The sequence below is a fragment of the Reella acinonychis genome, from assembly GCF_052384575.1.
Classification (GTDB): domain Bacteria; phylum Pseudomonadota; class Gammaproteobacteria; order Enterobacterales; family Pasteurellaceae; genus JBQSUQ01.
In genome coordinates this window covers 26,632-52,907 of the sequence record NZ_JBQSUQ010000015.1, presented here as the reverse complement: position 1 = coordinate 52,907, position 26,276 = coordinate 26,632, and the positions used below count along the sequence as shown (strand labels likewise).

Here is a 26,276-nt window from a genome sequence, read left to right as displayed (position 1 = left end):
CCATAGTTAAGGAGATAACAATGACAATTTTTGCAGATAATGCTTATTCTATCGGTAATACACCATTAGTGCGTTTAAAGCATTTTGGTCAGAATGGAAATGTTGTAGTTAAAATTGAAGGACGTAACCCAAGTTTTAGCGTGAAATGTCGTATCGGCGCCAATATGATTTGGCAAGCGGAAAAAGATGGATTATTACAAAAGGGTAAAGAAATCGTTGATGCGACAAGTGGAAATACTGGAATTGCTTTAGCCTATGTTGCTGCAGCGAGAGGATATAAACTGATTTTAACCATGCCTGAAACTATGAGTGCTGAGCGTAAGCGTTTATTACGTGGATTAGGTGTGAATTTAGTATTGACAGAAGGCGCAAAAGGCATGAAAGGCGCTATTGCTAAGGCTGAGGAAATCGTCGCGAGTGATCCAAATCGTTACATTATGTTAAAACAGTTTGAAAATCCAGCAAACCCAGCAATTCATCAACAAACAACAGGCCCTGAAATTTGGAAAGATACGGAAGGAAAAGTGGATGTTATTGTTGCGGGCGTGGGTACTGGCGGTACAATCACAGGGATTAGTCGTTACTTAAAACAGGATCAAGGAAAAGCAATTATTTCTGTTGCTGTTGAGCCAGAAGAAAGTCCGGTTATTACTCAAACATTAAATGGTGAAGAAATTAAGCCTGCACCACATAAAATTCAAGGTATTGGAGCCGGATTTATTCCTAAAAATTTAGATTTAAGCTTAATTGACCGAGTGGAAAAAGTAGATAGTGAAACGGCAATTGCTACTGCCAAACGACTTATGGCAGAGGAAGGTATTTTAGGCGGTATTTCATCGGGTGCCGCAGTAGCTGCAGCAGATCGTATTGCAAAATTACCTGAATTTAAGGATAAATTAATTGTTGCGATTTTACCTTCTGCTTCAGAGCGTTATTTAAGTACCGCCCTGTTTGAAGGGATTGAACCTTAATCACACACATAAAAGCCAATCTTTGATTGGCTTTTTTACTATTTGACTTAAAGTGCGGTGAAATTTTACTGAGTTTTAAATGAGCTGAAGTAACTCATCTATATGATGAATTTCTAATGTAGGATGGGTTGCGGATTGAGGTAGCTTGTCATTAAAACAATTGAACCATACTGACTGACAGCCCGCTTGAATAGCACCTTCTACATCCGTAATCAGATGATCGCCAATATGCAAAATTTGTTGGGACGAAACCTGATATTGCTTAGCGACTTGATGAAATAAATCACAATGCGGTTTTGCTCTGCCTTGCTCTCCACCTCGTAATATTAACTCAAACTGATTTAAGCCAATTCTCATAGGATCTACATTTCCATTAGTAATTGCGACTAAAGGAAAATGCGATTTGAGCTGATTTAATACAGTTATCGTTGAAGATGGTACTTCAATTTTATGTCGCCACAACACAAATTCCTGCATAACGATTTGACTAATTTGTTGAATTTGTAGTGCATTTTTACCTTGATCTTGTAAATATTGCTCAATTGTACGAATACGCCAAGCCACCACATCTTCACAAAAAATCGGATCTTGCTGCTGAACTTGTTGTTTATAAGCTTGCCATTGCTCAGGTTGAATATTGCATTGACTTGTTTTCTGTAAGCAGGATAAAAATTGCTGTTCTGCGAGGTTTATGACTTCTCGGTTATCATATAGGGTGTCATCCAAATCGAAACTTAGAAGTTTAAAAGGCTGTAAAGTGCGGTGAAATTTCATGTATTTTCTCTATTTTTTACGTTTGGCTCTTGGATGCGCTGCATCATATACTTCCGCCAAATGTTGAAAATTTAAATGCGTATATATCTGCGTGGTGGAAAGATTGCTATGCCCCAATAATTCTTGCACAGCCCGTAGATCAGAGCTGGCTTCTAACATATGGGTTGCAAAAGAATGACGTAATTTATGTGGATTTAAATGCGCATTTAAACCTTGGCGAATTCCCCATGTTTCCATGCGTTTTTGGATAGATCGGTGAGACATACGATTCCCCAAGGAACTTACAAATAATGCCTCATCTTTTGGGTTAAATAATAACCGCACTTTTAACCAATCTTGTAAGGCATGATGGGCGTGATGGCCAAAAGGCAAAATACGTTCTTTATTACCTTTCCCTAACACTCTAACTTCTTTTGTGCGCATATTTAGGCTATTCAAACTCAGCCCTTGTAGTTCTGATAAACGTAATCCTGAACTATACATCAGCTCTAACATGGCACGATCTCGAATATCGATGGGCTCTTGGCTCTGATTATTGAGTAGCTTGCTGACTTGTTCCTGATCCATATTTTTCGGCAAATGTTTACCCTGTTTAGGCGCAGAAATGCCCACTGCTGGATTGACTTTGAGTTCACCTTGAACCACTAAATAATGCAGAAATTGACGTAGGGCAGAGAGACGTAATGCGAGGCTTTTTTCATTTAGGCCTGCTTTTTTGCTGCTCGCTAGCACAAAACGTACCATGCTTGGACTAATTTGTTTCCAATCATGCACGCCTTGCTGTTGCAAGAGTTCAACAACAGCAGATAATTGTCGCTGGTAATTTGTCAGCGTATGAGGGCTGAGTTGCCGTTCGATACGCAAGTAGTCGTAGTATTTTTGAAGTAAATTCAGCATAAAATGTTATTAAAAAGCACCGCACTTTATGGATAACAATCCGTTATTTTTGATAAGCCAATAGCCAGCGGTGTAAGTGAATATCAACTATATTGACTAAATGTTTTAAAAAAGCGGTGTCTTGTCCATTGTGGAAGTGTAGAGTATCGTGGGCAGCGAAAATCAACAACGCTTGACCTTGTTGCTGTGATTTTCCTCCTACTAAACAGCAAGCAACTGAGCCTATCGGGAATTCTTCAGGCAAAAAGAGTAAGGATTTTTCACGATTAGTCAGCTCGCCTAAATAAAAACGTCGCAAACCAAAGCGTTCTAAGCGGATTAATTCAAAGCCTTTTCGATCTAACCAAAAATTTTCGGATAAATGCGGAATATGGTTCCATTTATCTCGAAAAAGCAGCAATTTAGCTTGTTGCAACTCAAATTTCTTCGCCCATTGGTTGAGCACTGCAATGCCTTGTTCAAGATTTTCAACCGTTGAAAGCTGTTTTTGTAATGGCATAAGAGCTAAGAAAATATCTTGTTCCTGATGAACAAGTTGCTGCAAGAGGGCGAGTTCTTGTTCCAAGCTTTTAATGCGTTCACGCTGACTTTCTAGTTGCATCTCAACTAAGGATAAGGTGCCTTTCTGGCTATGGGGAATGGTTAAATGATTTAATAATTCTAAATGTTGAGCAAAAAAGTGCGGTGAATTTTGCAAGAATTTTACTACCTGTTCTTCGGTTAACTCATTGTTTGAATTATTCATTTTAACCACCGCAAGACCTTATAATTTAATTACACCATCGTAAATATGAGTGGCATCGCCTGTCATATAAAGTGGGCTCTCACCACCTTTCCATTCAATGATTAAACTACCGCCGGGAAGATCAACCTGTACTCGTTGATCCAGCAGCCCTTGCATAATCCCGACAGCAACCGCTGCACAAGCACCACTACCGCAAGCTTGGGTTTCGCCCGCACCTCTTTCGTAGACGCGCAATTTGATGTGTCCACGATGCATAACTTGCATAAATCCGACATTCACTCTTTCAGGGAAACGCTCATGGCTTTCGAGTAGTGGTCCTAATTGATCGACATTGGCGGTTTGGATATTGTCAACTTGCACCACACAATGTGGATTTCCCATTGAAACAGCACCACATAATACAGTTTGGATTGGGGTGCGCAGAATATAATTTTTTTCAAATTTGTTCGCGGTAAATGGGATTTTTGCCGGTTCCCAAATGGGTTTACCCATATTGACGCGAATCATGCCATCGTCTTTAATGGTTAAAATCATTTTTCCATTTTGCGTACTAACGGCAATCTCTTTTTTATTGGTTAAGCCTTTTAATGTAACAAAACGGGCAAAACAACGCGCACCATTGCCACATTGAGCTACTTCGCTACCATCTGCGTTAAAAATGCGATAATGAAAATCAAGATCAGGATCATAAGGTGGCTCAACTACTAATAGTTGATCAAAGCCAATACCGCGGTGTCGATCCGCCAGTTTTTTAATGATTTCTTCTGGGAAATAGGCATTTTGCGTCACCGTATCGACAACAACGAAATCATTTCCTAATCCATGCATTTTGGAAAATTGCATTTTTCCATCCTTAAAACGATATCTCATTGTTGGCATTATAATTGGCAAAGGTCATTGAGTAAATCATACAAATTTAATTTAACATAATACTTGAAATTTTATTTTTGAGAGCCATATTAAAATCACGAAAGATAGAAAGAACAACCGTTCAAAACTTATTTTGTGAGAGATAAAACATGAATATTGAAAAATTTACAACTAAATTCCAACAAGCCCTTGCTGAAGCACAGTCTTTGGCAATTGGCAAAGATAATCAATTTATTGAACCTACGCATTTATTAACCGCACTTTTAAACCAACAAGATGGCTCAATTATGCCAATCTTGACAAGTAGCGGCGCCAATATTAGTCAATTACGCCAAGCATTAAATGCGGAATTAAATAAATTACCGCAAGTATCAGGCAAGGGTGGCGATGTGCAGATTTCTCGCCAATTACTAAGCCTGTTGAATTTATGCGATAAAATAGCACAACGTCAGAATGATAAATTTATTTCTTCGGAAGTCTTTTTATTAGCCGCCTTAGAGGAAAAAAGTGCATTAGGCGATTTGTTAATAAAGTGCGGTGTAAATAAAGCAAGTTTACAGCAGGCAATTCAGAAACTTCGAGGAGGGGAGAGTGTGAACGATCAAAATCAAGAAGAAAGCCGTCAAGCGTTAGAAAAATATACGATTGATTTAACCGCGCGGGCGGAAAGTGGCAAATTGGATCCTGTCATTGGACGTGATGAAGAAATCCGTCGTGCCATTCAGGTGTTACAACGCCGTACCAAAAACAACCCTGTGTTAATTGGTGAACCGGGTGTAGGGAAAACGGCGATTGTGGAAGGCTTGGCACAACGTATTGTTAACGGTGAAGTACCTGAAGGCTTGAAAAATAAACGGGTGCTTTCCCTTGATATGGGGGCGTTGATTGCAGGGGCGAAATACCGTGGGGAATTTGAAGAACGTTTAAAAGCGGTATTAAATGAATTGGCGAAAGAAGAAGGTCGAGTGATTTTATTCATCGACGAAATTCACACCATGGTGGGGGCAGGCAAAACTGATGGGGCGATGGATGCAGGTAATCTGCTTAAACCAAGTTTGGCTCGTGGGGAATTGCACTGCGTTGGCGCCACCACCCTTGATGAATATCGCCAATATATTGAGAAAGATGCCGCACTTGAACGTCGCTTCCAAAAAGTGTTTGTAGGCGAGCCAACAGTGGAAGACACCATTGCCATTTTGCGTGGTTTGAAAGAACGTTATGAAATTCACCACCATGTGCAAATTACCGACCCCGCCATTGTGGCGGCGGCGACCCTGTCTCATCGCTATATTTCCGATCGTCAATTGCCAGATAAAGCCATTGACTTGATTGATGAGGCGGCGTCAAGTATTCGTATGGAAATTGATTCCAAACCACAACCTTTGGATCGGTTAGAACGTCGTATTATCCAATTAAAATTGGAACAACAAGCTTTACAAAAAGAAGACGATGACGCCAGCCGCAAACGTTTAGAGATGCTGGAAAAAGAATTAAGCGACAAAGAACGTGAATATGCGGAATTAGAAGAGGTGTGGAAAGCGGAAAAAGCCGCCCTTTCAGGCACGCAACATATTAAGGCAGAATTAGACAGTGCGAAAACCCAAATGGAACAAGCACGCCGTGTGAGTGATTTTGCCAAAATGTCTGAGTTGCAATACGGGGTGATTCCTGCCCTTGAAAAACAATTAGCCCAAGCGGAATCGGCGGAAGGTAAAGAAATGACCTTACTTCGCTATCGTGTAACCGATGAAGAAATCGCTGAAGTGCTTTCTCGTGCAACGGGGATCCCTGTGGCGAAAATGATGGAAGGGGAAAAAGAAAAACTCTTGCGTATGGAAGAGGAATTACACAAACGGGTCATCGGGCAAAATGAGGCCATTGAAGCGGTGGCAAATGCCATTCGTCGTAGCCGAGCGGGGTTATCCGATCCAAATCGTCCAATTGGTTCTTTCTTATTCTTAGGACCGACTGGGGTAGGGAAAACCGAATTGTGTAAAACCCTTGCTAACTTCCTGTTTGACGATGAAAACGCCATGGTGCGTATTGATATGTCAGAATTTATGGAAAAACACAGTGTGTCTCGTTTAGTGGGGGCACCTCCGGGCTATGTGGGCTATGAAGAGGGTGGTTATTTAACGGAAGCGGTACGTCGTCGTCCTTATTCTGTGATTTTGTTAGATGAAGTGGAAAAAGCACATCATGATGTGTTTAACATTTTGTTACAAGTGTTAGATGACGGTCGTTTAACGGATGGTCAGGGGCGCACTGTAGATTTCCGCAATACGGTAGTGATTATGACCTCAAATTTGGGATCACACTTAATCCAAGAAAACCAAAGCGCCGATTACGACAGCATGAAAGCCTTGGTGATGACGGTGGTGGGACAACATTTCCGCCCAGAATTTATCAACCGTATTGATGAAACCGTGGTCTTCCACCCATTAGGTAAAGAAAATATTCGTGCCATTGCGACGATTCAGTTACAACGTTTAATCAAACGCATGGAAAGTCATGGTTATCAATTACACTTTACCGATGCTTGCTTAGATTTTATTGGCGAGGTGGGTTACGATCCTGTGTATGGTGCACGTCCGTTAAAACGTGCTATTCAACAAGAAATCGAAAACCCATTGGCACAACAAATTCTGTCAGGAAAATTGTTGCCAGATCAGTTGGTGACCATTGATTATGTAGATGGAAACATCGTGGCGAAACAATAGAAAACTAAGCAAAAACTGCGGTGAAATTCACCGCAGTTTTTTTGTCTTTCTTGTCTACTTTCAATTTATTTAAATTTATTTTCCTCTTTTTTATCCTTAGGGCTTTTGCTAGAATTGTTCTCTTTGATATTAATTCTCAATTAGATTGACACTTAAGGATTTTATATGCTAGCGTTGTTTCATTTTTTAAAACAGTATAGTGATTATATTATTATTGGTTTGCTCTGTTTTATGAGCTTTATTATGCTGTGGTTTGTTATTGAACGTTATTTATTTTTAGGTCGTGTTAAAGTTTCGCAATATAGTAATATTCATGAATTAGATATTGATCTTAACCGCCATTTAACCATTATTTCTACTATTGGTGCAAACGCGCCTTATATTGGTTTATTGGGAACCGTTATTGGTATCTTATTAACTTTCTATGATTTAGGGAATTCTTCCGGTGACATTGATGCTGCTTCTATTATGCTTCATCTTTCTCTTGCTTTAAAAGCAACAGCTGTGGGGATTTTGGTAGCGATTCCATCTATGGTGTTTTACAGTGCATTAGGACGTAAAGTTGAAGTGAATCGTTTGAAATGGAAGGCCTTAAATAGTGAGAAAAATGTTGGGGCCTAATTCATGAAAAAATTTGATGAAATCAATATTATCCCCTTTATTGACATTATGTTAGTGCTATTGGCGATTGTTTTGATTACGGCTTCTTTTATTTCACAGGGCAAGATTCAAGTCAATGTACCAAAAGCCTCTCAAACAGTAGCATTTAAGTCGGATGATTTAGCTAAATTATTAACTGTGACAGAAAATGGTGAGGTTTTCTTGAATGATAAACCCATTGATATGGTTAATTTGGAGCAAGAGATTTCTAGCTGGGATAAAGCGCAAAAAGTCACATTAAAAGTAGATGCGAAAGCCTCTTTCCAAGACTTTGTTTCGATCACTGATTTAATGGCAAAAAATCAAATTACGAATGTTGCGATTGTAACAATGAAAGACAAAGGCAAGTAGTATGCCGAAAAATTCATGGTTAGGTTTTACAGGATCCTTCGTTTTTCATTTGGGATTGGCTGCACTTATTATTTTTGGATTGAGAGACGATAATAGTGCTAGTACTCAATCGAATGAGTTGGCTAATACGGCAATTTCTATGCAAATGATGATGGCGACAATGGTTGAACAAGCTTCAGAGCCAGAACCTGAAGTGGAAAGTGAGCAACCTGTCATCGAGGAAAAAAAGGAAATTGTTGCGGATCCAATGATAAAAAAAATAGAGGAAAAACCAAAAGAGAAGCCGAAAGAAAAACCTAAGGAAAAACCAAAGAAAAAAGAAAAGCCAAAGGTTAAAACAGAAATCAAAGCTAAAGCTGTAGAACAAAAAGATGCGGTAAAAGCAGATCAAGTGAGAGAAGGTAACTCAAATGTCAATTCTCAAGCAAGTTCGGTAAAAGGAAATACGAATGCTGCAAATTTAGCAGGAAATGGTACAAACACATCAGAAATTAGTGCATATAAAAGCGCATTACGTCGTGAAATTGAACGGCATAAAAAATATTCACAGCGTGCTAAAATGATGCGTAAACAAGGGATGGTAATTGTTAAATTTAATCTTGCTGCTGATGGTTCGATTAATAGTGCGAGTATTAGCAAATCCTCTGGTAGTGATGATTTAGATAACTCGGCATTGCAAGCAGTACAAAGCGCAAGATCTGTTGGTGCAAGACCAATAGGAATGCCGGCTTCTTTAGAAGTGCCAATTCAGTTTAGGTTACAATAAGGGTATAATAAAGTGCGGTGGAAAATATGAGCGTTTTCACCGCACTTTTAATTTTTAGATGACGTATTTATAAGGAAGTGATCGATATTATATGAGAGCAGTTTATATTTTATTGGCTTTTTTCAGTATAGGATTGGGTATTATAGGAATTCCAACACCAGGTTTACCGACAACGCCTTTCTTGCTATTAGCACTTTATTTCTTTGGTAAAAGCTCACCAAGGTTGAAACATTGGTTTATGACTACACAATTATACGACAAATATTTGAAAGACTATGATCAACATAAATCAATGACAATGAAGCAAAAAATCAGCATTTTGGCAATTTCGGCACCTTTTTGCTTGTTAGCCTTTTTTATGCTACCAAATATTTGGGGAAAACTGACGTTAGGTTTGGTTATTGTTGCTCAATATTATTATTTCTTCTTTAAAATTAAAACCTTACCTAAATAATCTTCTCTATTATTCTTATAACAAAATATATAATCAGAAGCTGATTTTTCGATTGAGATCACATTTTTGTAAATTAGTTGCGGGTTTCGTTATAAATGACTTGAAATGTTTGGCTGAAGGGCATATTTTGTAGTTAAGATGTAAACAAGAGTAATCAAACTCACTAACAAAAGAGGTAAATGCTATGACACTTAATATTGCAAGTAAACAAATGGACATTACACCGGCAATTCGTGCTCACATTGAGGATAGACTCGCTAAATTAGAGAAATGGCAAACCCAGTTAATTAATCCGCATTTTATATTAAATAAGGTGCCACAAGGTTTTTCCGTCGAGGCATCAATTGGTACACCTCATGGTAATTTGTTCGCAAGTGCTGAAGCCGATGATATGTACAAAGCCATTAATGAGGTTGAGGAAAAACTCGAACGTCAATTAAATAAACTTCAGCATAAAGGCGAAGCGCGTCGTGCTGATGAACGATTGAAAGATTCATTTCAATAATAAAGAATAGCAATTTATATTCCTGCCCCAGATAATATCGTCTGGGGTATTTTTTGTATAAAATTGAGAAAAATAGCACTTCACTTATTTAGACGAAATATGGTAATAATTTTGTTTATTTAGGTAAGATAGATAAATAATAAATAAGTTAAATGTTTATAAGTTGTTAAATTATGTAATTAAAATGTTAATAAGTGATTTTATTTAAGTGCTTTTATGTGACCTAAGTCAAGTTTAAGTAAAATTTGTACGATTTTCTCTTGATAAATGTCAAATATTGTTGAAATCATCAAATTTTTTGATAAAATTTCGCACAATTCAAACCAATTAATAACCGCCAATTATAGGAGGCAGAAAAATGATTAAAGGTATTCAAATTACCCAAGCAGCAAACGACAATTTATTAAATTCATTCTGGTTATTAGACAGCGACAAAGGTGAAGCGCGTTGTTTATGTGCAAAAGGTGAATTCGTGGAAGATCAAATCGTTGCAATCAACGAATTAGGTCAAATCGAATATCGTGAATTACCAGTTGATGTTGCACCAACAGTAAAAGTTGAAGGTGGTCAACACTTAAACGTAAACGTTTTACGTCGTGAAACTTTAGAAGATGCAGTAAAAAATCCAGAAAAATACCCACAATTAACAATTCGTGTTTCTGGTTATGCTGTACGTTTCAACTCATTAACGCCAGAACAACAACGTGATGTAATCACTCGTACTTTCACTGAAAGCCTATAATTTGTTGTTTTAGTATAAAAGAAAACCCTGAGTTTCACTCAGGGTTTTTTATTGCCAGTAAATAAGATGTTGTGAAAAGTTTGTGAATTTTCACCGCACTTTGCTTTTGTTCGTATAGCGGTCTGTTGGAATTTCAGGTACAATTGCACGATTTATATTGATTTACTTTTTATTATTACAACAGATTATTATTTTTATGAAGAATATTCGTAACTTTTCAATTATTGCTCATATTGACCATGGGAAATCGACTTTATCGGATCGTTTAATTCAAACCTGTGGTGGTTTATCGGATCGTGAAATGGAAGCGCAAGTGTTGGATTCAATGGATCTTGAACGTGAGCGTGGTATTACCATTAAAGCACAAAGTGTGACTTTAAATTATAAAGCAAAAGACGGCGAAACCTATCAATTAAACTTTATCGATACGCCAGGACATGTGGATTTTTCTTATGAAGTATCTCGTTCATTAGCGGCTTGTGAAGGTGCATTATTGGTGGTGGACGCAGGACAAGGCGTGGAAGCACAAACCCTTGCTAACTGTTACACCGCGATTGAAATGAATTTAGAAGTGGTGCCAATTTTAAACAAAATTGACTTGCCAGCAGCCGATCCAGAACGTGTCGCAGAAGAAATTGAAGATATTGTTGGTATTGACGCGATGGAAGCCGTGCGTTGTTCAGCGAAAACAGGCGTGGGGATTGATGAGGTATTAGAAGAAATTGTTCATAAAATCCCTGCACCAGAAGGCGATCCTGAAGCGCCATTACAAGCCTTAATTATTGACTCTTGGTTCGATAATTATTTGGGTGTGGTATCTTTAGTGCGTATTAAAAATGGTACTTTACGTAAAGGCGATAAGATCAAAGTGATGTCCACAGGGCAATCTTATAACGTGGATCGTCTTGGTATTTTTACACCAAAACAAGTGGATACAACTGTACTCAATTGTGGTGAAGTAGGTTGGGTAGTTTGTGCTATTAAAGACATTTTAGGTGCGCCAGTGGGCGATACCTTAACTTCTCACCATAATCCAGCTACATCGGTTTTACCAGGCTTTAAAAAAGTGAAGCCGCAAGTTTATGCAGGGTTGTTCCCGATTAGTTCTGATGATTATGAGGCGTTCAGGGATGCTTTAGGTAAATTAAGCCTCAATGATGCTTCTCTTTTCTATGAGCCTGAAAATTCCACCGCTCTTGGCTTTGGTTTCCGTTGTGGTTTCCTTGGCTTGTTGCACATGGAGATTATTCAAGAGCGTTTAGAGCGTGAATATGACTTAGATCTCATCACAACTGCGCCAACAGTAGTTTATGAAGTAGAACAAACCAACGGTGAAGTGATCTATGTAGATAGCCCGTCAAAATTACCGCCGTTAAGCAACATTGCAGAAATTCGTGAGCCGATTGCAGAATGTAATATGTTATTGCCACAAAGCTATTTAGGTAATGTTATCACCCTTTGCGTGGAGAAGCGCGGTGTTCAAACCAATATGGTTTACCATGGTAATCAAGTGGCGCTGACTTATGAAATTCCAATGGGCGAAGTAGTGTTAGACTTCTTTGACCGTTTGAAATCAACTTCTCGTGGTTATGCTTCATTAGATTATGGATTCAAACGTTTCCAAGCAGCAGATATGGTGCGTGTGGATATTATGATTAATGGGGAACGAGTGGACGCACTTGCATTAATTGTTCATAAAGACAATGCGCAATATCGTGGTCGTGAGCTTGTGGAAAAAATGCGTGAACTCATTCCACGCCAACAATTTGATATTGCTATTCAAGCGGCGATTGGTAACCACATTATTGCTCGTTCTACGGTAAAACAATTGCGTAAAAACGTATTGGCGAAATGTTACGGTGGTGACGTGAGCCGTAAGAAAAAACTATTACAAAAACAAAAAGAAGGTAAAAAACGTATGAAATCCTTAGGTAATGTTGAAGTACCACAAGAAGCGTTTTTAGCCATTTTGCATGTTGGTAAAGATAAATAAGGAATATTATGTCAAAACTCTTTTTACCTATTTTATTTGCGGTAGGATTTGGTGTTTGGAAAGTGCTAGATCATTTGCAGTTACCAAATACATTCTCAATTTTATTAATTTTATTCACCGCACTTTCAGGTATTTTATGGTGCTACCATCGTTTTTCTGTTCAGCCACGCCGCCAACGACAAATTGCACGAACAGAACAACGTAGTGGCCAAACATTAACGGATGAAGAAAAAAGTAAAATTGAACCTATTGGCGAAGGCGAAGAATTTATTGCTTCGTTGTTTCCTGTATTAGCCTTTGTGTTGATTTTACGTTCTTTTGTGATTGAACCATTCCAAATTCCTTCTCAGTCAATGGAGCCAACATTAAGAGTGGGCGATTTTATTGTGGTGGAAAAATATGCGTATGGCATTAAAGATCCTGTATTTCAGAATAAATTAATTGAAACAGGCAATGTACAGCGTGGTGATGTAGTTGTGTTTAAGGCTCCGCCAGCACCAAGCATTGATTATATTAAACGTGTCATTGGTATCGGTGGCGATCGTGTTATTTATAACGAACTTGATCGTAAATTAACAGTGATTTATGGACAAGATGGAAAAGCGTGCGAAAATAATTGTTCGGTGAAAACCTTTGATTATTCAGATCCACAAATTAACGATGAATTTAGAGCAATTATTGGTAAAAATCCAGATGGTAGCTTTAGATATGGTCCAAGTATGTTGGAATTAGTGGAAAAAGGTGATGTAGAGCACAAAATCCATTGGTTTCCTGAGCCCATTTCTGAAGGTTTCCGCTATAAAGATTATGCACGTCAAGAATATTACACAACGGAATGGATTGTACCCGCTGGGCATTATTTTATGATGGGCGATAACCGTAATATGAGCGAAGATAGTCGTTTCTGGGGATTCGTACCAGAGAAAAATATTGTCGGTAAAGCGACTTATATTTGGTTGAGCTTAGATAAGAAACCAGGCGAATGGCCAACAGGTATTCGTACTAAACGTCTATTTACAAAAATTCAGTAATATGAATGATTTAAATCGATTACAACGCCATATTGGTTATCAATTTAATCAAGTGGCGCTTTTACAGCAAGCATTAACACATCGCAGTGCAGCAAAAATTCATAATGAACGATTGGAATTTTTGGGCGATGCGATCCTGAATTTAACTATTGCCGAAGCACTATATCAACAGTTTCCTAATTGCAATGAAGGTGAATTGAGCCGTATGCGTGCTTCTTTAGTGCGTGAGCAAACCTTAGCGGAATTAGCGCGTAAATTTGAGTTAGGCGATTATATGGCATTAGGGGCTGGTGAGCTAAAAAGTGGTGGTTTCCGTCGAGCATCTATTTTGGCTGATTGTGTTGAGGCGATTATTGGCGCGATGTCCTTAGATCGAGATTTAGCACAAACCATGACTATTGTTCGTCAATGGTATCAAGATTATTTGCAAGCCATTAAGCCGGGCGAAAATCAAAAAGATCCTAAAACACGTTTGCAAGAATATTTACAGAGTAAACGTTTAGAATTGCCAACTTATAATGTTACTCATATTCAAGGGGAAGCGCATTGTCAGACTTTTACGGTGGAATGTAATGTATCAAATTTAGACCGCACTTTTATTGGGGTGGCAAGCAGCCGTCGTAAAGCTGAGCAAATAGCAGCTGAACAAGTATTAAAAGAATTGGATATTTAATTATGACAGAAGAGATTTTATCAGAGGATATGGGCGAAACCTATTGTGGATTTATTGCCATTGTAGGTCGTCCAAATGTAGGGAAATCCACCTTGCTCAACAAAATATTAGGGCAAAAGATTTCCATTACTTCACGAAAAGCACAAACCACACGTCACCGCATTGTAGGTATTCATACGGAAGGGGCTTACCAAGCTGTCTATGTGGATACGCCAGGATTACATATTGAAGAAAAACGTGCCATTAACCGTTTAATGAATCGTGCGGCAAGTAGTGCAATTGGCGATGTAGATTTAATTATTTTTGTGGTGGACGGCACTCATTGGAACGATGATGATGAAATGGTATTAAACAAATTGCGCCAAGCCAAAGCACCGGTTGTGTTGGCTATCAATAAAATCGACAATGTAAAAAATAAAGAAGAAATACTGCCTTTTATCACAGAATTAAGTGCAAAATTTAATTTCAAAGACATTGTGCCAATTTCTGCACAACGTGGCAACAACGTACATATTTTGCAAAAAATCGTACGCGAATCATTGAAGAAAGGTGTTCACCATTTCCCTGAAGATTATGTAACGGATCGCTCACAACGTTTTATGGCGTCGGAAATTATTCGTGAAAAATTAATGCGTTTTATGGGTGAAGAATTACCTTATTCTGTGACGGTTGAAATTGAACAATTTAAGCTAAACGAACGTGGTACCTATGAAATTAATGGTTTAATTTTGGTTGAACGTGATGGTCAGAAAAAAATGGTGATTGGTAGCAAAGGACAAAAAATCAAAACTATTGGAATGGAAGCTCGAGCCGATATGGAAAGACTTTTTGATAACAAAGTGCATTTGGAACTTTGGGTAAAAGTGAAATCAGGCTGGGCGGATGATGAAAGGGCATTACGCAGCCTTGGTTATATGGAAGATTATTAATCTTTTCTGATTAAAAGTGCGGTGGAAAATTTGACAGTTTTTCACCGCACTTTTTTATGTTTTTTTCTATGCTGTTTTTTTATGCAAAAAAGTTATTAGGCTGTGATCCCTCTCACAGAATAAAGATCGGAGGATTTCCTTAGCCATTAAAATATGATCTAATGTTAATCCATTATTAAATAGGAGTTAAATATGAGCAAAAAATTTTCGCTTTCGCTAACAAACCAAATTTTGTTAGCGACCGTTATTGGTTTGATTCTTGGTGCTGTTGTTGGGCCTCAAATTGAGCCTATTGGCAGCTTGGGTACGATTTTCTTGAACCTTGTGATGATGGGGGTACCTATTGTCATCTTAGGGGCTGTAACTGAAGCGGTTGGACAATTATCACCAAGTCAGTTAGGGAAAATGGGCGCTCGTTTGTTTACCATGTTCTTTTTATCGACAGTGATTGCAGCAGTGATTGGCGTATTCTTTGCTTTAGTTATTCAGCCTGGTGTTGGTGTGAATGTGGAAGCCGCCAATGTAAACATCAGCGGACATGGTAAATCCTTTACAGATATTATCACTTCATTCTTCCCGAAAAATATTATTTCGGCATTAAGTCGTGGCGATATGATGCAAGTGATCATTTTCGCTCTATTCTTTGGGGTGGCAACCAGTGTTTACTTAGATAAAACTGGTGATGACAAAGTATTAGAATTTGTTAAATCATTAAATAAAACTATTTTAATTTTAATTGGTTTTGTAATGAAAATTGCGCCAATCGGTGTGGGTGCATTAATGGCTAAAGTTGCAGGTGCTACCGGATTAGCTGTATTGTTACCATTGGCGAAGTACTTATTTACTTTATTCATTGCTACCGCATTGATTATGCTTATTTATGTGTTAATTACGGCTTTTTATGTTAAGGTCTCTCCAATTAAATTGACTCAAAAAGTTATCCCTATGTCAATTATGGCGGCAACAACAACCTCTAGTGCTATGTCTTTACCAATCAAAATGAAAGATTCTGAGGAAAAATTAGGGGTAAGCCACCGTATTTCTAATTTAGTAAATCCATTAGGCATGGTGTTAAATAGTGCAGGTCAAGCGGTTTTCTTATCAATTGCCTCAATCTTTATTATTCAAATTTATAATATCGATATTCCATTTACAGGTATTATTCAAATTGTTGCGTTATCAACCTTAGCTTGTATGGGAACGCTTTCTGTGCCGGGCGGTGCATTAGTGATTTTCGCCAGTTTAATGCCAAGCTTAGGCTTACCTGCTGAAGGTGTTGCCTTTATTGCTGGTATTGACTGGTTCCGCGGCATGATTACAACGATCCCTAATGTAACTGGTGATGCTTTAATTGCGACTATTATTGCAAAACAAGAAGGTGAGTTTAATCGCGATATTTTTGATGGCAAAGTAGTTCATGTGAAAGAAGATGTTTAGGAGAAAGCATGGATAAGTATAAAATTTCATCAACCGGTAATTCGATTAACTATTTGCCACAATATATTGCGGAAAAATTAGGTTTCTTTAAAGAGCAAGATTTGGATGTGGAAACCCATATTCCAGCCAATTGGACACAATGTTTATCTGATATTGATTCTGGCGAATATCATGCAGTATGTGGTGGTATTTGGGTACCGAATATGTATCAACTACATAATGTAAATAAATATTTGTCTTTTGCGAAAATTTCCTCTAAATGTCCTTTTAAATTAGTGGCGAGAGAAAATAAACCATTTAATTGGAAAGATGTTGAAGGCAAAACCATTTTAGTGCCTTGTGATGGGGGAGCGAGTGGATATATTTTCTTGGTCGGAACGCTGAAAAAATATGGTGTTGATGTTTCTAAAGTGAGATTTATTCATGATTTCGTCAATCACATGTTAGTTGAAACCTTCTCAAAAGGGACTTTTGGTGATTATATTTGCACGCAAGCGGTTTGGGCGGATGAATTGCAAGATCAAGGGCATGGCTATATTGTTTCCGAAATGGCAAAAGATGGCGATACTATTCCTTGGAGTGTTTATTATACTAACTTAGCCGTTGCGCAAGATCCAAAAGCATTAAACAAACGCTTTGCCTTAGGATTGCAAAAAGGTATTGATTGGTTATTAGCACATTATCAGACAGATCCTGATGGCGTTATCAGCCATATTCTAGCGGAGCGTTGGGGTGAGTTAAATGTGCAAACAGGCAAAGCCACAGTAGCTCGATTTGTTGAAGAAGGCATGTGGTCTCCATCAATTGAAATAACAAAATCCGAATTTGAAACCTATCTTGAATATCAGTTGGATGCCGGCATTATTGACCGCTTGGTTTCCGCGGAAGAAATGGTGGATTATGACGTATTAGATTTTGTGAATCAGCACAAATAAAAGTGCGGTGAAAAAAATCCCCTTTTTATAAGGGGATTTTTGTTTATTTGTCTGGCGAATAATAGAGTTTACCAATTTCAATGCGCTGGCGGCCATTTTCTAAGCGCCATTTATTTGTGTCACGCAATGAATAAACACAACCGCAGTATTCTTGTTGATAGAAACGTTCACGTTTACTTATTTCAATCATTCGAGCCGTTCCACCGCCTTTACGCCAGTTGTAATCCCAGTAGACCACATCCTCATAAGGTGCTGCCGCGCGATGACCGCAATTGTTAATTTGGTTCATATCTTTCCAGCGCGAAATACCTAAGCAACTGGTAAAAACAGGAAAACCATTTTCATGGGCGTATTGCGCCGCTTTTTCAAATCGCATATCAAAGCACATTGTGCAACGAACTCCGCGCTCGGGTTCCCACTCCATGCCTTCTGCGCGTTTAAACCAGGTTTTGCGATCATTTTCATAATCATCATCCACATCAATAAATGGAATATTATGTTTCTCTGCAAAGCGGATATTCTCTTCTTTACGAATTAAATATTCTTTTAATGGATGAATATTCGGGTTGTAAAAATAAATGGTGAACTCAATACCAGAAGCTAAAATCGCTTCCATCACTTCGCCCGAGCAAGGAGCACAGCAAGAATGAAGCAATAATTTATTGTGCCCATCTGGTAATTCTAATTTAGGGCGTACAAAAGGGGCATTGGGATCTTTTCGCTCTTTTTTCTTTCTATTTTTAGGTTCAAAGTGCGGTGTATTTTGTGGAAGTTTTGTTTGTTCTGTCATGGAAAAAACTCAAAATAAAATGACCGCACTTTTATGCGGTCTTCATGTTTAATCGTTAGTAAGACCGATCGACTGATAAATAAGCCAATGAGATTAAGGCTTGTTTATATTCACTATCTGGTAGGATGTCTATAGCATCTACCGCTTTTTGTGCTTCTTGCTTGGCTCGCTGCATTGCATAATCAAGGGATTGATGTTCAGCCATAATTGCAAGCACATCCTCAATAATCTCTCGTTGTCCACCTTGTTGAATGGCGTTGCGAATGAGTTCAGCTTGTTGTGGATTGCCATGACGCATCGCATGGAGCAATGGTAATGTCGGTTTACCTTCCGCTAAGTCATCGCCCACATTCTTACCTAAAGCTGCAGCATTGGCGCTGTAATCTAAAATATCATCGACAAGTTGGAATGCGGTACCTAAATAGCGACCATAAAGTTGTAAGGCAGTTTCAATTTCTTCACTTGCATTGGCAACAACAGCAGCGGATTGCGTTGATACTTCAAATAAGCGTGCAGTTTTACGGTAGATTACTTGCATATAGCTTTCTTCAGTTGTATCGGGATCATTCACATTCATTAATTGTTGGACTTCACCTTCGGCTAATACATTGGTTGCATCTGACATAATACGCAACATTTTTAATGAATTGAGCTTCGCCATAAGCTGAAAAGCACGTGTGTAAATGAAATCGCCCACTAATACACTTGCTGCATTACCAAACTCGGCATTCGCAGTTGGATTCCCGCGGCGTAAATCAGATTCATCAACTACATCATCATGCAATAAGCTTGCGGTATGAATAAATTCGATAAAGGCTGCACACGTCGGCATATGTTCACCTTGATAATTTAGGGCTTTGGCAGCAAGTAGTGCGATCATTGGGCGAATACGTTTTCCACCACTTTGAATAATATAAAAGCCTAATTGATTGATCAAAGAAACATCTGAATTAAGCTGAGCAAGAATTTCCTCATTGACGAGTTGCATATCTTTCTCAATTAATGCTTGTATGCTATTAATATCCATTAAATTTGTAGTTGTCATCGCAAATAATCTGAATTAAAACTATAAGTGCGGTGGATTTTACCTGATTTTTCACAATTTCTAAAATGAAACCACCTTATTTCAGACTTTTTTTATTTTATTTCAAATAAACGCTTGCTATATGAAGTAATTTTACGTAGAATTTGCGACCTATTTATATGAATTTAATGTGCTAAAAATGAAATGACATTATAAGCACAATATTAGCGGAGTATTTATGTACGCAGTTTTCCAAAGTGGCGGTAAACAACATCGTGTAAGCGAAGGTCAAGTTGTTCGTTTAGAAAAACTTGAATTAGCAACAGGTGCAACTGTTGAATTCGATTCAGTGTTGATGGTCGTTAATGGTGAAGATGTAAAAATCGGCGCTCCAGTTGTTGCTGGTGCAAAAGTAGTGGCTGAAGTTGTGGCTCAAGGTCGTGGCGATAAAGTGAAAATCGTTAAGTTCCGTCGTCGTAAACACAGCCGTAAACAACAAGGTCATCGTCAGTGGTTCACAGAAGTGAAAATCACTGGGATTCAAGCATAATTTCAGAGGAGATCAAGTAGATGGCAACTAAAAAAGCTGGTGGTTCAACTCGTAACGGTCGTGATTCTGAAGCTAAACGCCTTGGTGTTAAACGTTTCGGTGGCGAGTCTGTTTTAGCAGGTAGCATTATCGTTCGTCAACGTGGTACTAAATTCCACGCAGGTTCAAATGTAGGTATGGGTAAAGACCACACTTTATTTGCAACTGCAGACGGAAAAGTTAAATTTGAAGTTAAAGGCGAAAAAAGCCGTAAATACGTAAGTATTGTAACTGAGTAATTTCAAATTAGCAGAATAAAATGCCTCGCTTTCAATTGCGAGGCATTTTTGTTTTAAGGCTTCAAGTATCAGTATGAAACAGCAAAGACCTCTTCTCGGATTTTTATTAGCCCTGACAACAGCAATGGCTTGGGGATCGCTTTCTATTGCTTTAAAACAAGTTGTTACGGTTATGCAAGCGACAACGATCGTTTGGTATCGTTTTGTTGTGGCATCTATTGCTTTATTTCTTATTCTTGCTTGTGCTAAAAAATTGCCGAAAAGATCACAATTTAATCGTTATTATTTTATTTGGGCGATTATAGGTGTGTTGGGACTTGCAGGTAATTTCGTTTTATTTAATTCTTCCTTAAATTATGTAGAACCTGCTGTTACACAAATTTTTATTCATTTGTCCTCTTTCGCTATGTTGCTTATTGGCGTGCTTGTTTTTAAAGAGCGTTTGGGGTTACATCAGAAAATTGGGTTAGCTTTATTAGTGATAGGTTTGAGTTTATTTTTTAATGATAAGCTCGAGCTTTTCCTAAATCTGAATGTGTATTCAATTGGTGTGATATTGAGTATTCTTTCCGCTTTAGTTTGGGTCGGCTATGGCGTTGCACAAAAATTAATGTTAAGACAGTTTTCCAGCCAGCAAATTTTATTGCTTATGTATATTGGTTGTGTCATCGTCTTTATGCCTTTTGCTGAATTTAAACAAATTGAAAATCTGAATTTTTTTACTTGGTGTTGCTTTATTTATTGTTGCTTGAATACGGTTATTGCTTATGGTGCTTATGCTGAGTCGTTAAATCATTGGGATGTGTCTAAAATTAGCGTTGTATTGACTTCTGTTCCTTTATTTACCATTTTATTCTCTCACATTTTACATCATATCGCGCCAACGACTTTTGCTGCACCTGAATTGAATTCATTAAGTTATATTGGCGCCTTTGTGGTAGTATTAGGGGCAATGTTATCCTCTATTGGACATAAATTATTTAAGAAAAACGTACAAAATAAATCAAGGTAGGGAATAATCCTTATCTTACGGAGAAATTATAATGAAATTTATTGATGAAGCCTTAATTCGTGTGGAAGCGGGAGATGGTGGTAATGGCTGTGTCAGTTTCCGTCGCGAGAAATTTATTCCTAAGGGTGGTCCTGATGGTGGTGATGGTGGCGATGGCGGTGATGTTTATTTAGTAGCGGATGAAAATCTTAATACATTAATTGATTACCGCTTTGAGAAACGTTTTGCCGCACAGCGCGGTGAAAATGGACGCAGTTCTGATTGCACAGGTAAACGAGGCCAAGATATTGTCTTACGTGTGCCAGTAGGAACGAGAGCAACGGATAATGATACGAAAGAAGTATTGGGCGATTTAACTAAACATGGCGCTAAAATGTTAGTCGCGAAAGGCGGTTATCATGGTTTAGGTAATACCCGTTTTAAATCTTCAGTCAATCGTGCGCCACGTCAAAAAACCATGGGAACTCCGGGCGAAAAACGAGACTTACAACTTGAATTAATGCTATTGGCCGATGTAGGTATGCTTGGGTTACCAAATGCGGGTAAATCAACCTTTATTCGAGCAGTTTCTGCTGCAAAACCTAAAGTTGCGGATTATCCTTTCACAACCTTAGTGCCAAGTTTAGGTGTGGCTCGAATTGGCGCTGATCGTAGCTTTGTGGTGGCTGATATCCCAGGGTTAATTGAAAATGCCTCTGAAGGTGCAGGACTTGGTATTCGTTTCTTAAAACATTTAGAACGTTGTCGTGTTTTGATTCATTTGGTGGATATTGATCCAATTGATCAATCTGATCCAGCGGATAATATTGCGATTATTGAAAATGAGTTATTCCAATATAGTGAAAAATTAGCAGATAAACCGCGCTGGTTAGTGTTCAATAAGATTGACACTATGAGCGAGGAGGAGGCATTAGAAAAAGCGCAAGAGATCACAGAACGCCTTGGCTATGATGAAGATTATTTCCTCATTTCTGCCGCGACAGGTAAAAATGTGTCGGATTTAACGCGCGAAATTATGGATTTCATTGAAGCCAACCCGCGTGAAGTTGAGGAAGAACAAAAAGCAGAGGAAGAAGTGAAATTCAAATGGGACGATTATCACCAACAAGCCATGGAAAATGCGGTTGAAGAAGATGATTTCTGGGATGATTGGTCTGAGGAAGATGAAGAAGGCGTAGAAATTATTTACGAACGCTAAATAAACAGAAAAGCGCGGTTAAAAATATGAAAATTTTAACCGCGCTTTTTTTATAAATTAATTAAAAGCCAATAAAACCTTTTAATTTTTCTAATGTTGCTTCGCCAATACCTGAAACATTAGATAATTCTTTTAAGTCCTTGATTTTTCCTACTTTATTACGATAATCAATGATCGCTTGCGCTTTCACTGGACCAATGCCATTAAGCTGTTGCAAAGTCGCTAAATCAGCTGTGTTGACATTGACTTTTCCCATTGAGCTGAGCTTTTCTTTTGCCTTATCCGCTTTTTCTTTAACCGAATCCATTTGTTCTTTAGCTTTATGTGCTTTTCCTTTCACATTGTCTGCTTGCTCTTTCACTTTTGACATTTTCTCTTTTGCAGCATCCATTTTTTCATTTGCCATGGATTTTGCAGAATCAACAGATTTTTTGCTCTCAGTGACTTGTTTTTGTGCAGTTTCTTTTGCGTTATTAACTTTGCTTTCCACTTTGGCTTTCGCCGTTTCTTTTAGTTCAGCTACTTTATTTTCAGTTTTTGATTTCATTGCATCTTTTGCTGACGCCATATTATTTGTGCTCTCAGTCACTTTATTTTTAGCCGCTTCCTTAACTGAATTGAATTTATCGCTAGCCATTGATTTCACTGAATCTTTTGCAGCTTTAGTAGTATGTTTAACTGCTTCTACTTGTTGATTTGCCACTTGCTTGGCTGAATTCAACGCTGCGCTATTGTCTGCCAATACGGATGTTGAAATAAGTGCAGCTGTTAAAGTTAATACTGTTTTTAATGCTTTCATTTGTTTTCCTTCATAATAATTAAACCAGATAAATTTCGGTATCATTGGTTTTACTGCTATAAACAATAAATCATGATGTCACTTGGGCAATTGATTTTTGAATTTGTTCCCAATAAGAAGATAAATTTATTTTAGAACTGCTATTTACTTTACGTTCAAACAATTAATTACTATTGCTTAAATAGTCCAAAATCAGTTGATGGTGTTCGCTGGTTTTGAATTTATCAAAAACATGCTCAATTTTTCCGTTCTCATCAATTAAAAAACTAATGCGATGAATACCATCGTAGGTTTTGCCCATAAATTTCTTTTCCCCCCATACACCGAATTGTTCTGCAACTTGATGATCAGGATCAGATAATAAAGGAAAGTTAAGGGCTTTTTTCTCAACAAATTTGGCGAGCTTTTCTGGACTGTCAGGGCTAATGCCTAGAATGATTAATCCTAATTGCTCTAATTCCGATTTGCTATCTCGTAATCCACAAGCTTGGGTGGTACAACCGGGCGTTAATGCTTTGGGATAAAAATAGACTAATACTTTCTGCCCAGAGAATTGTTGGAGTGAAACAGATTGATTTTCATGGTTTTTTAGCACAAAGTGCGGTGCATTTTCACCAATTTTTAATGGGGACATTGAATATTTCCTTATAATTTGGATTTTTCTTTATAAAATGAAAAAAATTGCTTGCAAATTTTGACTATTTTAGCAATGCTAAAGGAAAATTACCAAGCAAACATCAACAAGATATTATGAGAGGTTTTTATGTCTTCAAATCCTTTATTTTTCGGTAGTATCGTCGCATTAATTACTCCAATGGATAGCCATGGCGAAGTTGATTATAACGAACTGAAGAAATTAGTTGATTTCCATGTCGCTTCAGGTACGCATGGCATTGTGTCTGTGGGAACTACTGGTGAAGCAGCAACATTAAGTATTGAAGAAAATGTGAAGACTATTCTCAAGACCTTGGAATTTGCTGATGGTCGAATTCCAGTGATTGCAGGCGCTGGAGCAAATGCTACAAGTGAAGCGATTACCATGACCAAATTACTTACTGGTAGTGGTGTTGCAGGTTGTTTATCTGTTGTGCCTTATTACAATAAACCAACGCAAGAAGGTATGTATCAACATTTTAAAGCGATTGCAGAATGTACGGATTTGCCACAAATTTTATATAATGTGCCAGGCAGAACGGGTAGTGATATGAAACCGGAAACCGTTGGTCGTTTAGCGGAAATTGCCAATATTGTGGGTATCAAAGAAGCAAGTGGCGATGTAAGTCGTGTACGTCAAATTAAAGATTGTGCTGGCGAAGATTTTATTTTCTTAAGTGGTGATGATGCCACTGGATTGGAAAGTATCAAATTAGGTGGACAGGGCGTTATTTCTGTTACCAATAATTTAGCCGCAGCGGATATGGCAAAAATGTGCGAATATGCATTAGCAGGTAAATTTGCGGAAGCTGATGAAATTAATGATCGTTTAATGACTTTGCACCGTAATTTATTCGTCGAAGGCAACCCAATTCCAGTTAAATGGGCTGCATATAAATTGGGACTTATTGCCAACCCAACCTTACGTTTACCATTAACAACATTAAGTGAAGCTGCACAACCTAAGGTGTTAGAAGCATTGCAGATCGCAAAACTCTTATAATTTTAACCGCACTTTTAGGGCTGTGTATGCAGCCCTAAAACTTTTCAGCAAATTTATTGTCTATGCAGAGAGTAAATAGAAATTTCAGTCAATCTTAAGGGACAAATTATGAAAAAATGGCTTGTATCGTTTAGTATTTTAGCAACATTAACCGCTTGTTCTACAAGTAATGAAAGCAAACAATCTGCTAACGATAGCTATGAACGTCAAGGTGCTACGCCTGTTTTTACTAAATTAGAAACTGGTGGTGTCACTATTTTAGGACAAGACAATACTTATCAGTTGCCAACGGATGTTGTGGCGAAAACGGATGGTATTGATATTCGTCCACCATCTACACCAATGGCGATTATTACCCATTCAGTTGCGCAATTTGATGGCGAGCGTTCATTGATCGCCTATCCGTTAGAAAAACAACAGGTTTATAATTTGCAACAAATTGAACGCTTATTGACTGAACAAAATATTGCTTATAAAACAGAAGGTAATCGTATTCAAACTGATTGGACTTCAACAGGTCGGGCAGATGATATTGGTAACACACAAATTCGTTATATCATCGAAGAATTAAGTGATCATCAAGCGAGCGCGTTAACTGTGACAATTGCGGAAATGAAACGTGATGATATTATTTTTACCCCAAGTGTGAAAGATAAAGAACGTTATACGTCAGATCGCTTAAACCAATTAGTCGGCGAGTTGAATCGTGCGTACCGTACGCAACAACAGCAAGTAGCGTTAGAAAATGCCGGTCCTGTGCAATCGGCCTTGATTACGGATAATAACCAACATTTAGCTTTAGCTATGAATGTAAATTTCCGTCAAGCTTGGAATAAATTAGGTGATGCATTACCACAATTAGGCTTTAATATCGAAGAAGAAGTTGCAGGACGTGGTTATCGTGTGTTGAAATATAAAGCACTTGATGCAACGGAATGGGCGCGTTTTGGTGTGACTCAACCTGATTTAGAGCGTGGCGAATACTATATGCAACTTAATGCTTATGGCAATGAAAGTGCAGTTGTGATGAGTAATGAAGATAAAGAAGCTTTAGCAGGCGAAGCTGGACAGGCAGTTTACCAAGCCCTACAAGCAATTCTTGCCAAATAGTTGATGATTAGAAAGTAAAATGGAAAAGTGATTGTTCACTTTTCCATTTTTTATTGTCTGTATTACACATTAATACCAAATTGAGCTTGGCTAAAGGCTTGGAAATCTGTGCAACCGCCAATTGGTTTGCCATCAATGGTTACCTGTGGTACGGTTTGCACTTCATCTACACCAATCAACTCAGCAATATCATCTTTTGTGAGATTCTGTGCGATCATATCAATAAATTCATAGCTAAAATCAGCCACTTCAGCTGTTAATTTTTCTGCTAAATTTTTTGCTCTAACGCAATATGGGCAGCTCATGCGACCATAGATTTTTACAAACATAATATTTCCTTTTCTGTGTTATGGTTTGCTCATTCTAGCGGATTTTTTAATAAAGTATAAATGATTTCAATCATTG

At 38.0% G+C, this 26,276-nt stretch carries 29 protein-coding genes; 20 read left to right on the top strand and 9 right to left on the bottom strand.

Annotated elements, in window-relative coordinates; translation table 11 throughout:
- Positions 1-20 precede the first annotated feature (20 nt).
- The gene (gene cysK / locus ACT2CV_RS07095) at positions 21-971 is read left to right on the top strand and encodes a cysteine synthase A (protein ID WP_464972834.1); all 951 of its coding nucleotides are present in this window, start codon (positions 21-23) and stop codon (positions 969-971) included.
- 75 nt (positions 972-1,046) lie between these two features.
- Here cysK and ACT2CV_RS07090 read toward each other — a convergent pair whose 3' ends face one another.
- From ACT2CV_RS07090 to dapF, 4 genes are read right to left on the bottom strand one after another with little or no spacing between them, the layout of a single operon-like run.
- On the bottom strand, positions 1,047-1,745 hold the full coding sequence (locus tag ACT2CV_RS07090; protein ID WP_464972833.1) for an HAD-IA family hydrolase: 699 nt from the start codon (positions 1,743-1,745) through the stop codon (positions 1,047-1,049).
- 9 nt (positions 1,746-1,754) lie between these two features.
- Positions 1,755-2,642 carry a tyrosine recombinase XerC gene (gene xerC / locus ACT2CV_RS07085; RefSeq protein WP_464972832.1) on the bottom strand — a complete coding sequence of 296 codons (888 nt, stop codon included), beginning with the start codon at positions 2,640-2,642 and terminating at the stop codon, positions 1,755-1,757.
- Between the two features lie 43 nt (positions 2,643-2,685).
- A complete protein-coding gene (locus tag ACT2CV_RS07080) occupies positions 2,686-3,387 on the bottom strand; it encodes a DUF484 family protein (protein ID WP_464972831.1) in 702 nt (233 codons plus the stop codon).
- An 18-nt stretch (positions 3,388-3,405) separates the two neighbouring features.
- A complete protein-coding gene (gene dapF / locus ACT2CV_RS07075; protein ID WP_464972830.1) occupies positions 3,406-4,230 on the bottom strand; it encodes a diaminopimelate epimerase in 825 nt (274 codons plus the stop codon).
- A gap of 176 nt (positions 4,231-4,406) precedes the next feature.
- Between dapF and clpB the strand changes: the two genes are divergently transcribed.
- The 13 genes from clpB to ACT2CV_RS07010 all read left to right on the top strand — a co-directional run bounded on the left by clpB (position 4,407) and on the right by ACT2CV_RS07010 (position 17,453).
- Positions 4,407-6,977: an ATP-dependent chaperone ClpB gene (gene clpB, locus ACT2CV_RS07070; protein ID WP_464972829.1), complete on the top strand. Its 2,571-nt coding sequence runs from the start codon at positions 4,407-4,409 to the stop codon at positions 6,975-6,977.
- Positions 6,978-7,142: 165 nt separating this feature from the next.
- Complete coding sequence (gene exbB, locus ACT2CV_RS07065; RefSeq protein ID WP_464972828.1) at positions 7,143-7,598, top strand: TonB-system energizer ExbB; 456 nt, start codon at positions 7,143-7,145, stop codon at positions 7,596-7,598.
- Between the two features lie 3 nt (positions 7,599-7,601).
- Positions 7,602-7,988, top strand: coding sequence for a TonB system transport protein ExbD (gene exbD / locus ACT2CV_RS07060; protein ID WP_464972827.1), 387 nt, complete (start codon positions 7,602-7,604; stop codon positions 7,986-7,988).
- A gap of 1 nt (position 7,989) precedes the next feature.
- Positions 7,990-8,754, top strand: a complete 765-nt coding sequence (locus ACT2CV_RS07055; RefSeq protein ID WP_464972826.1) for an energy transducer TonB family protein — start codon at positions 7,990-7,992, stop codon at positions 8,752-8,754.
- Positions 8,755-8,845: 91 nt separating this feature from the next.
- Positions 8,846-9,208: a YbaN family protein gene (locus tag ACT2CV_RS07050; RefSeq protein ID WP_464972825.1), complete on the top strand. Its 363-nt coding sequence runs from the start codon at positions 8,846-8,848 to the stop codon at positions 9,206-9,208.
- Positions 9,209-9,392: 184 nt separating this feature from the next.
- Positions 9,393-9,713, top strand: a complete 321-nt coding sequence (raiA, locus tag ACT2CV_RS07045) for a ribosome-associated translation inhibitor RaiA (RefSeq protein ID WP_464972824.1) — start codon at positions 9,393-9,395, stop codon at positions 9,711-9,713.
- 358 nt (positions 9,714-10,071) lie between these two features.
- On the top strand, positions 10,072-10,455 hold the full coding sequence (gene grcA / locus ACT2CV_RS07040) for an autonomous glycyl radical cofactor GrcA (protein ID WP_464972823.1): 384 nt from the start codon (positions 10,072-10,074) through the stop codon (positions 10,453-10,455).
- Positions 10,456-10,651: 196 nt separating this feature from the next.
- A complete protein-coding gene (gene lepA / locus ACT2CV_RS07035; protein ID WP_464972822.1) occupies positions 10,652-12,448 on the top strand; it encodes a translation elongation factor 4 in 1,797 nt (598 codons plus the stop codon).
- 8 nt (positions 12,449-12,456) lie between these two features.
- Entirely contained in the window at positions 12,457-13,479 is a 1,023-nt protein-coding gene (gene lepB / locus ACT2CV_RS07030) for a signal peptidase I (RefSeq protein WP_464972821.1), read from the top strand.
- Position 13,480: 1 nt separating this feature from the next.
- Positions 13,481-14,152 carry a ribonuclease III gene (gene rnc, locus ACT2CV_RS07025; RefSeq protein WP_464972820.1) on the top strand — a complete coding sequence of 224 codons (672 nt, stop codon included), beginning with the start codon at positions 13,481-13,483 and terminating at the stop codon, positions 14,150-14,152.
- Between the two features lie 2 nt (positions 14,153-14,154).
- Positions 14,155-15,081 (top strand): GTPase Era, encoded by a 927-nt coding sequence (gene era / locus ACT2CV_RS07020; protein WP_464972819.1) that lies wholly within the window; start codon positions 14,155-14,157, stop codon positions 15,079-15,081.
- Positions 15,082-15,273: 192 nt separating this feature from the next.
- Positions 15,274-16,518 (top strand): dicarboxylate/amino acid:cation symporter, encoded by a 1,245-nt coding sequence (locus ACT2CV_RS07015; protein ID WP_464972818.1) that lies wholly within the window; start codon positions 15,274-15,276, stop codon positions 16,516-16,518.
- Between the two features lie 8 nt (positions 16,519-16,526).
- Positions 16,527-17,453: an ABC transporter substrate-binding protein gene (locus ACT2CV_RS07010; RefSeq protein WP_464972817.1), complete on the top strand. Its 927-nt coding sequence runs from the start codon at positions 16,527-16,529 to the stop codon at positions 17,451-17,453.
- Between the two features lie 43 nt (positions 17,454-17,496).
- On the opposite strand, the gene ACT2CV_RS07005 is transcribed toward ACT2CV_RS07010, so the two are convergent.
- Together ACT2CV_RS07005 and ispB are read right to left on the bottom strand one after the other, a co-directional pair.
- The gene (locus tag ACT2CV_RS07005) at positions 17,497-18,243 is read right to left on the bottom strand and encodes an epoxyqueuosine reductase QueH (RefSeq protein ID WP_464972816.1); all 747 of its coding nucleotides are present in this window, start codon (positions 18,241-18,243) and stop codon (positions 17,497-17,499) included.
- A 55-nt stretch (positions 18,244-18,298) separates the two neighbouring features.
- Positions 18,299-19,270 (bottom strand): octaprenyl diphosphate synthase, encoded by a 972-nt coding sequence (ispB, locus tag ACT2CV_RS07000; RefSeq protein WP_464974024.1) that lies wholly within the window; start codon positions 19,268-19,270, stop codon positions 18,299-18,301.
- A gap of 235 nt (positions 19,271-19,505) precedes the next feature.
- On the opposite strand from ispB, the gene rplU reads away from it, so the two are divergent.
- The 4 genes from rplU (at position 19,506) to cgtA (ending at position 22,305) form a co-directional block, all read left to right on the top strand.
- Positions 19,506-19,817, top strand: coding sequence for a 50S ribosomal protein L21 (rplU, locus tag ACT2CV_RS06995; protein WP_005695431.1), 312 nt, complete (start codon positions 19,506-19,508; stop codon positions 19,815-19,817).
- 20 nt (positions 19,818-19,837) lie between these two features.
- Positions 19,838-20,095: a 50S ribosomal protein L27 gene (gene rpmA / locus ACT2CV_RS06990; protein WP_005626413.1), complete on the top strand. Its 258-nt coding sequence runs from the start codon at positions 19,838-19,840 to the stop codon at positions 20,093-20,095.
- Between the two features lie 73 nt (positions 20,096-20,168).
- Positions 20,169-21,107, top strand: coding sequence for a DMT family transporter (locus ACT2CV_RS06985; RefSeq protein WP_464972815.1), 939 nt, complete (start codon positions 20,169-20,171; stop codon positions 21,105-21,107).
- Positions 21,108-21,138: 31 nt separating this feature from the next.
- A complete protein-coding gene (cgtA, locus tag ACT2CV_RS06980) occupies positions 21,139-22,305 on the top strand; it encodes an Obg family GTPase CgtA (RefSeq protein WP_464972814.1) in 1,167 nt (388 codons plus the stop codon).
- Positions 22,306-22,366: 61 nt separating this feature from the next.
- On the opposite strand, the gene ACT2CV_RS06975 is transcribed toward cgtA, so the two are convergent.
- Positions 22,367-23,104, bottom strand: a complete 738-nt coding sequence (locus tag ACT2CV_RS06975) for a ComEA family DNA-binding protein (protein WP_464972813.1) — start codon at positions 23,102-23,104, stop codon at positions 22,367-22,369.
- A gap of 163 nt (positions 23,105-23,267) precedes the next feature.
- Positions 23,268-23,738 (bottom strand): thioredoxin-dependent thiol peroxidase, encoded by a 471-nt coding sequence (gene bcp, locus ACT2CV_RS06970; protein ID WP_464972812.1) that lies wholly within the window; start codon positions 23,736-23,738, stop codon positions 23,268-23,270.
- A gap of 129 nt (positions 23,739-23,867) precedes the next feature.
- On the opposite strand from bcp, the gene dapA reads away from it, so the two are divergent.
- Positions 23,868-24,761: a 4-hydroxy-tetrahydrodipicolinate synthase gene (gene dapA, locus ACT2CV_RS06965; protein ID WP_464972811.1), complete on the top strand. Its 894-nt coding sequence runs from the start codon at positions 23,868-23,870 to the stop codon at positions 24,759-24,761.
- A gap of 108 nt (positions 24,762-24,869) precedes the next feature.
- Positions 24,870-25,871 carry an outer membrane protein assembly factor BamC gene (gene bamC / locus ACT2CV_RS06960; protein ID WP_464972810.1) on the top strand — a complete coding sequence of 334 codons (1,002 nt, stop codon included), beginning with the start codon at positions 24,870-24,872 and terminating at the stop codon, positions 25,869-25,871.
- A gap of 62 nt (positions 25,872-25,933) precedes the next feature.
- Here bamC and ACT2CV_RS06955 read toward each other — a convergent pair whose 3' ends face one another.
- Complete coding sequence (locus tag ACT2CV_RS06955; RefSeq protein ID WP_464972809.1) at positions 25,934-26,200, bottom strand: GrxA family glutaredoxin; 267 nt, start codon at positions 26,198-26,200, stop codon at positions 25,934-25,936.
- Positions 26,201-26,276 lie beyond the last annotated feature (76 nt).

Bases quoted from the DNA above. Each gene is read 5' to 3' on its own strand.
- ACT2CV_RS07090 (WP_464972833.1), bottom strand. From the start codon at position 1,745: ATGAAATTTCACCGCACTTTACAGCCTTTTAAACTTCTAAGTTTCGAT.
- lepA (WP_464972822.1), top strand. From the start codon at position 10,652: ATGAAGAATATTCGTAACTTTTCAATTATTGCTCATATTGACCATGGG.
- dapA (WP_464972811.1), top strand. From the start codon at position 23,868: ATGTCTTCAAATCCTTTATTTTTCGGTAGTATCGTCGCATTAATTACT.
- rnc (WP_464972820.1), top strand. From the start codon at position 13,481: ATGAATGATTTAAATCGATTACAACGCCATATTGGTTATCAATTTAAT.
- rpmA (WP_005626413.1), top strand. From the start codon at position 19,838: ATGGCAACTAAAAAAGCTGGTGGTTCAACTCGTAACGGTCGTGATTCT.
- cgtA (WP_464972814.1), top strand. From the start codon at position 21,139: ATGAAATTTATTGATGAAGCCTTAATTCGTGTGGAAGCGGGAGATGGT.
- clpB (WP_464972829.1), top strand. From the start codon at position 4,407: ATGAATATTGAAAAATTTACAACTAAATTCCAACAAGCCCTTGCTGAA.
- ACT2CV_RS07050 (WP_464972825.1), top strand. From the start codon at position 8,846: ATGAGAGCAGTTTATATTTTATTGGCTTTTTTCAGTATAGGATTGGGT.
- ACT2CV_RS06975 (WP_464972813.1), bottom strand. From the start codon at position 23,104: ATGAAAGCATTAAAAACAGTATTAACTTTAACAGCTGCACTTATTTCA.
- lepB (WP_464972821.1), top strand. From the start codon at position 12,457: ATGTCAAAACTCTTTTTACCTATTTTATTTGCGGTAGGATTTGGTGTT.
- xerC (WP_464972832.1), bottom strand. From the start codon at position 2,642: ATGCTGAATTTACTTCAAAAATACTACGACTACTTGCGTATCGAACGG.
- ACT2CV_RS07080 (WP_464972831.1), bottom strand. From the start codon at position 3,387: ATGAATAATTCAAACAATGAGTTAACCGAAGAACAGGTAGTAAAATTC.
- ispB (WP_464974024.1), bottom strand. From the start codon at position 19,270: ATGGATATTAATAGCATACAAGCATTAATTGAGAAAGATATGCAACTC.
- era (WP_464972819.1), top strand. From the start codon at position 14,155: ATGACAGAAGAGATTTTATCAGAGGATATGGGCGAAACCTATTGTGGA.
- ACT2CV_RS06985 (WP_464972815.1), top strand. From the start codon at position 20,169: ATGAAACAGCAAAGACCTCTTCTCGGATTTTTATTAGCCCTGACAACA.
- ACT2CV_RS06955 (WP_464972809.1), bottom strand. From the start codon at position 26,200: ATGTTTGTAAAAATCTATGGTCGCATGAGCTGCCCATATTGCGTTAGA.
- cysK (WP_464972834.1), top strand. From the start codon at position 21: ATGACAATTTTTGCAGATAATGCTTATTCTATCGGTAATACACCATTA.
- ACT2CV_RS07005 (WP_464972816.1), bottom strand. From the start codon at position 18,243: ATGACAGAACAAACAAAACTTCCACAAAATACACCGCACTTTGAACCT.
- ACT2CV_RS07015 (WP_464972818.1), top strand. From the start codon at position 15,274: ATGAGCAAAAAATTTTCGCTTTCGCTAACAAACCAAATTTTGTTAGCG.
- rplU (WP_005695431.1), top strand. From the start codon at position 19,506: ATGTACGCAGTTTTCCAAAGTGGCGGTAAACAACATCGTGTAAGCGAA.
- bcp (WP_464972812.1), bottom strand. From the start codon at position 23,738: ATGTCCCCATTAAAAATTGGTGAAAATGCACCGCACTTTGTGCTAAAA.
- ACT2CV_RS07055 (WP_464972826.1), top strand. From the start codon at position 7,990: ATGCCGAAAAATTCATGGTTAGGTTTTACAGGATCCTTCGTTTTTCAT.
- exbD (WP_464972827.1), top strand. From the start codon at position 7,602: ATGAAAAAATTTGATGAAATCAATATTATCCCCTTTATTGACATTATG.
- bamC (WP_464972810.1), top strand. From the start codon at position 24,870: ATGAAAAAATGGCTTGTATCGTTTAGTATTTTAGCAACATTAACCGCT.
- ACT2CV_RS07010 (WP_464972817.1), top strand. From the start codon at position 16,527: ATGGATAAGTATAAAATTTCATCAACCGGTAATTCGATTAACTATTTG.
- raiA (WP_464972824.1), top strand. From the start codon at position 9,393: ATGACACTTAATATTGCAAGTAAACAAATGGACATTACACCGGCAATT.
- exbB (WP_464972828.1), top strand. From the start codon at position 7,143: ATGCTAGCGTTGTTTCATTTTTTAAAACAGTATAGTGATTATATTATT.
- grcA (WP_464972823.1), top strand. From the start codon at position 10,072: ATGATTAAAGGTATTCAAATTACCCAAGCAGCAAACGACAATTTATTA.
- dapF (WP_464972830.1), bottom strand. From the start codon at position 4,230: ATGCAATTTTCCAAAATGCATGGATTAGGAAATGATTTCGTTGTTGTC.